This window comes from Enterococcus sp. DIV1298c (assembly GCF_017316315.1).
GTDB lineage: Bacteria > Bacillota > Bacilli > Lactobacillales > Enterococcaceae > Enterococcus_B > Enterococcus_B mangumiae.
Genome location: NZ_JAFLWG010000072.1, coordinates 1 through 8,751 on the forward strand (window position 1 = coordinate 1; position 8,751 = coordinate 8,751).

Annotated in this window: 9 protein-coding genes; all 9 read left to right on the forward strand. The window is 37.7% G+C overall.

Translation table 11 applies throughout. The annotated features are described in order from the left end of the window. Nucleotides 1-618: transketolase C-terminal domain-containing protein (locus JZO83_RS13475; protein WP_277990906.1), on the forward strand; the 618-nt coding region annotated here is incomplete at its 5' end. 258 nt (nt 619-876) lie between these two features. Further along, complete coding sequence (locus tag JZO83_RS13480) at nt 877-1,746, forward strand: glucosaminidase domain-containing protein (protein WP_207116078.1); 870 nt, start codon at nt 877-879, stop codon at nt 1,744-1,746. Between the two features lie 272 nt (nt 1,747-2,018). Continuing rightward, entirely contained in the window at nt 2,019-2,945 is a 927-nt protein-coding gene (gene cysK / locus JZO83_RS13485) for a cysteine synthase A (protein ID WP_206859274.1), read from the forward strand. A 185-nt stretch (nt 2,946-3,130) separates the two neighbouring features. After that, entirely contained in the window at nt 3,131-3,556 is a 426-nt protein-coding gene (locus tag JZO83_RS13490) for a Fur family transcriptional regulator (protein WP_019724202.1), read from the forward strand. A 363-nt stretch (nt 3,557-3,919) separates the two neighbouring features. Beyond that, a complete protein-coding gene (locus JZO83_RS13495) occupies nt 3,920-5,272 on the forward strand; it encodes an FAD-dependent oxidoreductase (RefSeq protein WP_206859280.1) in 1,353 nt (450 codons plus the stop codon). 271 nt (nt 5,273-5,543) lie between these two features. Then, on the forward strand, nt 5,544-5,834 hold the full coding sequence (locus JZO83_RS13500; RefSeq protein WP_207116079.1) for a DUF5960 family protein: 291 nt from the start codon (nt 5,544-5,546) through the stop codon (nt 5,832-5,834). A 237-nt stretch (nt 5,835-6,071) separates the two neighbouring features. Beyond that, nucleotides 6,072-6,776 carry a DnaD domain protein gene (locus JZO83_RS13505; RefSeq protein WP_206859285.1) on the forward strand — a complete coding sequence of 235 codons (705 nt, stop codon included), beginning with the start codon at nt 6,072-6,074 and terminating at the stop codon, nt 6,774-6,776. Between the two features lies 1 nt (nt 6,777). Continuing rightward, on the forward strand, nt 6,778-7,443 hold the full coding sequence (gene nth / locus JZO83_RS13510; protein WP_207116080.1) for an endonuclease III: 666 nt from the start codon (nt 6,778-6,780) through the stop codon (nt 7,441-7,443). A gap of 319 nt (nt 7,444-7,762) precedes the next feature. After that, the gene (locus tag JZO83_RS13515) at nt 7,763-8,338 is read left to right on the forward strand and encodes a hypothetical protein (protein ID WP_207116081.1); all 576 of its coding nucleotides are present in this window, start codon (nt 7,763-7,765) and stop codon (nt 8,336-8,338) included. The last annotated feature ends 413 nt before the right edge of the window (nt 8,339-8,751 follow it).

An 8,751-nucleotide genomic window follows, 5' to 3' on the forward strand; every position in this document is an offset into this window, starting at 1 on the left:
CCCCATGACTCGGTAGCGGTCGGTGAAGACGGCCCAACGCATGAGCCAGTAGAACAATTGGCTTCTGTTCGAAGTATGCCAGGAGTTCATGTCCTACGTCCAGCAGACGGGAACGAAACACGTGCCGCGTGGAAAGTAGCTATGGAATCAACAGATACACCGACGATCTTAGTACTAAGTCGTCAAAACTTACCTGTTTTGCCATCAACAAAAGAAGTGGCAGATGACATGGTCAAAAAAGGCGCTTACGTCTTGTCTCCAGCAAAAGGAGACCAACCAGAAGGGATCTTGATCGCAACTGGCTCTGAAGTAGCTTTAGCTGTCGATGCACAAAAAGTATTAGCAGAACAAGGCAAAGACGTTTCTGTCGTTTCAATGCCAAGTTTTGATTTGTTTGAAAAACAATCAGCTGAATACAAAGAAAGTGTCTTGCCAAAAGCAGTGACAAAACGTGTGGCCATTGAAGCAGCAGCTTCATTCGGCTGGGAACGTTACGTAGGTACAGAAGGGAAGACGATCACATTCGATCACTTCGGCGCTTCTGCACCTGGAAACAAAATACTTGAAGAATTTGGTTATACCGTGGATAATGTTGTTAATGTCTACAATCAATTTTAATCAAATAATAAAAGCAGTTCGATTGGAGTGCTTGGAGATTTTTTCCAAGCCTCCAATTTTCTATTTTTTTCGACTAAACCGAATGAAAAGAGACTTATTTTTGTTGCTTTTATATTACTTTTTTATTACGTAGATATTACAAAAGCGGAATTATATAAGATTTATTTGAGTTTCAATAAAATAAAACGTATAATTTAAATGATTAAGTTTCGTTTAAGAGGAAGTTTTATTCACCGTTTCATTTGAGGAGGAATTTGAATGCAAGAGCTGAGAACCCGTAGTGCCCGACATCATAGGCCAAAAAGGAAAATGATCATTAATAAAAAAGCCATTGCACCCTTAGTGGGTACAAGCCTATTAGTTGGGCCAATGTTGGTCACAGCAACACCACAAACAGTACGAGCAGATGAACTAGAGGTAGCATCTTCTGCCGATCCACAAGCCTTTATCAATCAAATTGGCTGGGCGGCGTCTGAAGTTGCAGCAAGTAATGACTTATACGCATCGGTCATGATTGCACAAGCATTACTAGAAAGTGCTTATGGAACGTCTGGATTATCAAGTGCTCCATATTATAATCTCTTTGGAGTAAAAGGTAGTGCAGGTCAATCTGTGGTGTATATGAATACGAAAGAATTTTTGAATGGTCAATGGGTGACGATGAATGAACCGTTCCGTCGCTATTCATCTTATTGGGAATCTTTCCAAGACCATGCAAATGTTTTACGTTCAACAAGTTTTTCTACAGGAGATTACCATTACTCAGGTGTATGGAAAAGTAATACAACAAGCTATTACGATGCCACAGCGTACTTAACTGGGAGATATGCAACAGACCCAAATTATGGCAGTAAACTAAATGAATTGATCAGCACGTATGATCTGACTCGTTTTGATACACCATCGACTGGATCAACAACAACTAGTACGACAAGCACCACAACGACAAGTACAACAACCTCAACGACAACGACGACAAGCAGTAGCCAGACTTATACAGTTGTTTCTGGTGATACACTTTGGGATATTGCCCAAAAATTCGGCATGTCCGTCGATGACCTTATGGCGAAGAATGGCATGACGATGTCTAATTATTCATTATTAGTTGGTCAAGAAATCAACGTCTAAGCATTAGACCGAGTATAAAACAAGAGGGTAGGAACGATTCTGGCTCTCTTAATAATAAAGTAAACCCCGCGAAAATCGCTTCTCGTATTTTCGCGGGGTTTCTTTTATTTCGTCGCGTTTGTCTTGTATCATTTAGTCAGTTGATAGATCAAAAAAAATAATTTTCGTTATTCATTTTTGACCTTTTTTTTGCATGATTTAGGAATAAACACTCGCAGACACAAGACTTTTGTATTATGATGAATAGAGAAGCAAATGAAGGGGGAAAAAACATGACACAGATTTATCAGTCGATCACAGAATTGATCGGTAAAACACCTATCGTTCGATTAAACAATATGGTTCCAGAAGGAGCTGCGGATGTTTTTGTTAAATTAGAATTTTTCAATCCAGGTGGTAGTGTGAAAGACCGGATTGCATTGAATATGATTGAAAAAGCAGAACATGACGGTTTATTAAAACCAGGCGATACGATCATTGAACCGACTTCAGGTAATACTGGTATCGGATTAGCAATGGTTGGTGTAGCCAAGGGATATCATGTGAAGCTTGTGATGCCTGAAACGATGAGTATTGAACGCCGTTTATTGATGAAAGGCTATGGCGCTGAGCTTGTTTTGACTCCAGGAACTGAAGGAATCAGTGGTTCAATCAAAGAAGCCAAACGTTTAGCAGAAGAAAACGGCTATTTCTTACCTCTGCAATTTGAAAACCCGGCGAATCCAATGGTTCATGAAAAAACGACAGGTCCAGAAATCCAAGAAGCATTTGGTGTAAACGGTTTAGATGCATTTGTCGCAGGTATCGGTACTGGCGGTACGATCACTGGAGCAGGGCACGAATTGAAACGAATCAATCCATCACTTAAAATCGTGGGGGTTGAACCAGCAGAATCTGCTGTCTTAGAAGGAAAAGAACCTGGGCCACATAAAATCCAAGGTATTGGTACTGGCTTTGTACCGGATACGTTAGATACGAATGTATACGATCAAGTCGTATCAGTATCAAGTGAGCAAGCAATGATCACTGCTCGCCGAATGGGTCAAGAAGAAGGGATCTTAGTCGGCGTTTCAGGTGGAGCCGCAGTGGAAGCAGCCTTGAATGTAGCCAAAGAGTTGGGCGCTGGGAAAAAAGTTTTAGCTGTTATTCCAGACAACGGAGAACGTTATTTGTCTACTCCTCTATATCAAGAAATGTAAAAGAATAATCGAAAAATATGAATAAAAAGTGTGAAATAATGGTGTAACATCCGTTATTTTACACTTTTTTTGTCTAAAATTGGTTAAATTATAAAATTCTTTCCTTTTTCTCTCCATAATATGTAGATTTAAAAAAATAAAAATAGTATGATAATACAAGAACAATAAGGTGGGGTTTTGTTTATATGGAAAATAAAAAAGTAGAAGCGGCAATCGAGCAATTAAAAAAAGAAAATATTCGCATTACGCCGCAAAGATATGCAGTTTTAGAGTATCTGATCGAACATCGCTCACATCCGACTGCAGATGAAATCTACAAAGCGCTAGAACATCGATTTCCTAATATGAGTGTTGCTACGGTTTACAATAATCTACGATTATTTACATCGATCGGCTTTGTTCAGGAAATGAAGTATGGTGATGCTTCAAGCCGATTTGATTTTAGTTCGCAAAGACATTATCATGTGATTTGTCAAAATTGCGAGACGATTGTTGATTTTCATTATCCTGGTTTAGAAGATATTGAAATGGCCGCGGGACGCTTGACTGATTTTGAGATCCATGATCATCGATTAGAATTATATGGATTATGCCCGAATTGTAAAAAATAAATTGGATAGTCAATAGAAGCATCGCTAAGGTCGAGTGACTTTGTCGATGCTTTTGTCTTTTTCTTTCCTATCTAAAGAAATACTTCGATAACGAATGCGTTTTAGAAAAAGTGTCTTATAATTAAGAAAAATCCCAAAAATTTTATTCTATTTTTTTACGATTTCTTATTCCTTCACAAGCGATTGGTTATTCGTTGCTAAAATCACAAAAAGAACGTTTATTTATCAGCTTTTTGAAACACAAATGCGCAAGAAACGACAAGCGTCTTCTTGTGAATTCACAAGCATAAAACTGTTGAAGCCGTTTTAATTTTGCTATAGTTAAAAATGTCAAAGGACAAAACGTTTATCGGAGGGACACACATGAAAGTAGTAGTAATCGGCTGTACCCATGCAGGAACAGCGGCAGTAAAAAGTATCTTAAAAAACAACCCAGAAGCAGATGTAACTGTTTATGAGCGTAATGACAATGTCTCATTTTTATCTTGTGGGATCGCATTGTATGTCGGAGGCGTCGTAAAAGACCCAGCAGGCCTATTTTATTCAAACCCTGAAGAATTAGCTTCTCTAGGCGCGAAAGTGAAAATGGAGCATGATGTGACTGATGTTGATACGGAAAACAAACAAGTGACAGCGAAAGACTTAAAAACTGGCGAAACTGAAACAGTTTCTTACGACAAATTAGTGATGACAACTGGTTCATGGCCAATCATCCCACCAATCAAAGGGATTGAATCTGAAAACATTCTTTTATGTAAAAACTATAACCAAGCAAACGAAATCATTGCAAAAGCAGAAGATGCGAAAAAAGTAGTCATCGTTGGTGGTGGATACATCGGAATCGAATTAGTTGAAGCGTTTGTTGAATCAGGCAAACAAGTAACGTTGATCGATGGTTTAGATCGTATTTTGAATAAATATTTAGATAAACCATTTACAGACGTATTAGAAAAAGAATTAGTTGACCGTGGTGTGAATTTAGCTTTAGGTGAAAACGTTTCTGAATTCATTCCAGACGAAAACGGTAAAGTGAAACAAGTAACTACCGCTAGTCAAACATTTGATGCGGATATGGTCATCTTATGTGTTGGTTTCAGACCAAATACAAAATTGATCGAAGGTAAAGTAGAAACATTACCAAACGGCGCAATCAAAGTAAATGAGTACATGCAAACAAGTGATCCAGATATTTTTGCAGCTGGAGATTCAGCAGTTGTCAACTATAACCCAAGTGGTACTCAAAACTATATTCCTTTAGCGACAAACGCTGTCCGTCAAGGTTTATTAGTAGGGAACAACTTGACAGAACAAAAAATGGCTTATCGTGGTACACAAGGGACTTCTGGTTTGTACTTGTTCGGTTGGACGATCGGGTCAACCGGTGTTACAAAAGAAAGTGCGCCAATGAATAACTTGGATGTCCAAGCAACATTATTCGAAGACAACTATCGTCCAGAATTCATGCCAACTACTGAAAAAGTCATGATGGAACTTGTTTATGAAAAAGGAACAAATCGTATCGTAGGCGCACAATTCATGTCTAAATACGACATCACTCAATCTGCGAATACAATGTCATTAGCTGTTCAAAATAAAATGACTGTCGAAGATTTAGCTCTTTCTGACTTCTTCTTCCAACCTCATTTTGACCGTCCTTGGAACTACTTGAACCTTCTTGCTCAAGCAGCGCTAGGAGAAATCGAAACAGCGCAATAATTTGACTGGGTGTCATAAGACACATAGCTGATTGGATAAAATGGATCATCTGGAAACAGTAGTGTTTCTGGATGATCTTTTTTTGTGATTTTTCTACATCTATTTGTTCAAATTCAAAGTCTTTTGTTTTGATTCTCACGAGAGGGTAGCGGATTGTATCAAATTTCACCAGTTGCAATTAGTTGTTTTTCACTGATATTTTTGTCAAAATAATAGATGTAATTAATTTCTGACTAAGGAATAAAGAAAGTTGGAATAGAGGAGGATCATTATGGAAAAAGAGTATTTCGTACAACAAGACAACTTTATCGAAGATTATAAAAAAGTAACAGGATCTGAAACGGTCGATATTGATGCTTTAGCGGATAAAGTGATCAATCAGTTAAATGAAACACAAGCTGAGGAATTCGTCTTATCTGGTGAGGATACGAAGACGGGGGAAGAACATCAATTTCCATTTAGTCGACGAATCTATACCGATGAAAATGATGGCACATTGAATACAGAATATACGTACGAAGGACAACCGTACGAATTACGGACGGATGACGAGACGGAATAAAATAGTCGACGAAAGTATCCTGAATAAGCTGTCAGAGCTGCTTGTAATGCGTGCGCGCTTTCCTCGATAGGTGGGAGAAGTGCAAACGTACAAGCAGCTATTCTCCTGACATAAATATATTCCGAAAAGTGAATAGCAGAACAAAAACAAACCAAAACTATTCTAAAAAATTCAACCAATCCTTTCTTGCTTCAAGTCTTATTTTTACGTATACTAAATTTAAAGCGAGGGATAATAATGTTGAATTTAGAAAACTATTTAAAAGCGGGTCAAACGATCGTTTCCAATCTTTTGCTGAAAAATTATCATCGCATCGGCTTAGAAGCGGATGAATTTTTGTTTATTTTGCAATTGCATATGGCACAATCAGAGGGTGATTCCTTTCCAGATCTGATGGCTATTGCCCAAGACATGGGTGTTAAGCAAGACAAGGTTTTTCAAATCTTGAACCGTCTAGTTAGTGGTCATTTTATTTCAATCGAAACAACCCTGATTGATGGACGGAAAGCAGATCGCTATGATTTGACACCTACTTATGCACATTTGGAAAGATTATTAGAAAAAGATACACAAAAGCAAGAAGAAGAAGTTCAAGAAAAAGTGACACGATCAGTTTATCAACTCTTTGAGCAAGAATTTGGACGCCCGTTATCCTCGATTGAGTTCCAACGAATCGGTCAATGGTTAGAAGACGATCATTATCATCCTGAAATCTTGAAATTAGCTTTGCGTGAGGCTGTCTTGAACCAAGCGTATAGCTTTAACTATATCGACCGTATTCTCTTGTCATGGGAACGGAAAAACCTAAAAACAAAACAACAAGTAGAAGAAGATCAAAAGCGCAGAAAGCAGCAACTGCTTCAAAAAGAAATCGATCAGCCAGCCCAACAAGCAGAGCTGCCTAAAGTGTCACTGAAGAATTGGCTGGAAGAATGGGAGTAATATGTTAGGTAAACAACGGACAATGGAAGCTTTTGAAAAAATGTACGAGATGTTTCCAGAAGCTCATGGAGAATTACAGCATAAAAATCCATACGAATTATTGATTGCCGTCATTTTAAGCGCACAAGCGACAGACGTTTCCGTCAATAAGGCGACACCTGCTTTATTTGAAGCTTTTCCGACACCAGAGGCGTTAGCTGAAGCCCCACTGGAAGAGATCATTCCTAAAATCAAAACGATCGGGTTGTATCGGAACAAGGCAAAAAATATCAAAGCTTGTGCCCAACAGTTGATTGACCATTTCGGTGGCGAAGTCCCTCAAACAAGAGAGGAACTTGTTTCATTACCCGGTGTAGGCAGAAAAACGGCGAACGTCGTACTAGGAGATGCATTCGGTGTGCCAGCAATAGCTGTCGATACTCACGTAGAAAGAGTGACGAAACGTCTGAGGATCTGCAAATTAGATGCATCAGTACAAGAAGTTGAACAAACATTGATGAAAAAGGTGCCGGAAGAATTATGGGTCAAAACGCATCATACATTGATATTCTTTGGTCGTTATCATTGTACAGCTAGAAGCCCACGTTGTGAGGTCTGCCCACTATTGGATATGTGCCAAGATGGGAAAATGCGGATGAAAGATCCGGCGAACAAAAAATTGAAATGAACATTGAAATGAACCAAGAACGTCGAAAGTCGGGAGGACTTCGACGTTTTTTTGTATGGACAGATAACAGTTGCATGTATCCTTAAATGAATCATCCATTTTTCTTCGCTCGTATAAATTATATGACAAGTGATTTTTCTTAAACAAATTTTATAAATTATTTTATATTTTTTTATATTGTCATTTATTAAACTTTTTTTCTTGTTAAACGTTGATTAGATAACTTTTAATATTTATTTATTTTATTTAAATTTTGTTATATTTAATATTTTAAAAAACAAAGGTTTCTGTTAGAGTTTAATTATAGAGGAGGAATTATATGATTAAAAAAACATTACTTTTATCAACTTTAGTTTTAACAATGGCAGGATGCGCAACAGCTGCTCAAGGAGAAGATACGACAAGTACCACAAATGGAGTACAAGAGGAAACACCGGTCATTACCCTTTCGGATGTCGAAGAGGCACAACAAGAATGGGCAGAAAACATCATTGCGATTGGGGCAGCAAGCTTAGAAAGTCATGAGGAAGCTGAAGAAAAAGCGCTTGAGACGCTTGAGAACCTGTATGCGTATGATGATGGTCAAGTATTATTCAAACCAACTAAAGCAGCAGAAGTGCCATTCCGAGGAACAAAAGATGACGCATTATCTTACTTTGTCGGTGGGGATATCGAAGAAGACGGTGGGTTTGCCTTAGAGCCTTGGACAGACATCCGTTTTGATAATCACGACACGATCCTTAATGGTAACACAGCGATTTCATCAGGTGTATATTACTTTACTTCAGGAGAAACTAATGAGGAAGTGAAAGTGGAGTATACTTTTGGCTATATCATGGATGAAGACGGCGACTTGAAAATCCAGTTACACCACTCAAGTGTTCCATTCGGCTAAACGACAGATGTAGGTATTGAGATAACATCTCAATGATCGACTATCCTGCTTGATCTTTTAACACTTCCACCATTTAAGATTGTTACATAGTGCAGGATAGTCTAACTGATGTTAAAAACAAATTGAATATGCGCATTGGTTTAAACAAATTTAAACTATATGTAAGAAAACTGGGTGTTCAAAAACTAAATTTGATCACCCAGTTTTTGTTATGTTTTTTATTTGGAATCAGGCCATAAAGTTCTTTTAAATTAATTCGAAGAAAAATGAAGTTGTATATATAATTATTGGAATTTTTTCTCAAAATAACTTACTATTAAATTGTATTTGTTTTTTTATAATAGTTATTTTAGGTTATCAAGGGCAAACATAAAGAAATAAACTATGTTTATTTTAAATAATTACTATAAATA

Bases quoted from the DNA above. Each gene is read 5' to 3' on its own strand.
- JZO83_RS13505 (WP_206859285.1), top strand. From the start codon at position 6,072: ATGTTGAATTTAGAAAACTATTTAAAAGCGGGTCAAACGATCGTTTCC.
- nth (WP_207116080.1), top strand. From the start codon at position 6,778: ATGTTAGGTAAACAACGGACAATGGAAGCTTTTGAAAAAATGTACGAG.
- JZO83_RS13495 (WP_206859280.1), top strand. From the start codon at position 3,920: ATGAAAGTAGTAGTAATCGGCTGTACCCATGCAGGAACAGCGGCAGTA.
- cysK (WP_206859274.1), top strand. From the start codon at position 2,019: ATGACACAGATTTATCAGTCGATCACAGAATTGATCGGTAAAACACCT.
- JZO83_RS13500 (WP_207116079.1), top strand. From the start codon at position 5,544: ATGGAAAAAGAGTATTTCGTACAACAAGACAACTTTATCGAAGATTAT.
- JZO83_RS13515 (WP_207116081.1), top strand. From the start codon at position 7,763: ATGATTAAAAAAACATTACTTTTATCAACTTTAGTTTTAACAATGGCA.
- JZO83_RS13490 (WP_019724202.1), top strand. From the start codon at position 3,131: ATGGAAAATAAAAAAGTAGAAGCGGCAATCGAGCAATTAAAAAAAGAA.
- JZO83_RS13480 (WP_207116078.1), top strand. From the start codon at position 877: ATGCAAGAGCTGAGAACCCGTAGTGCCCGACATCATAGGCCAAAAAGG.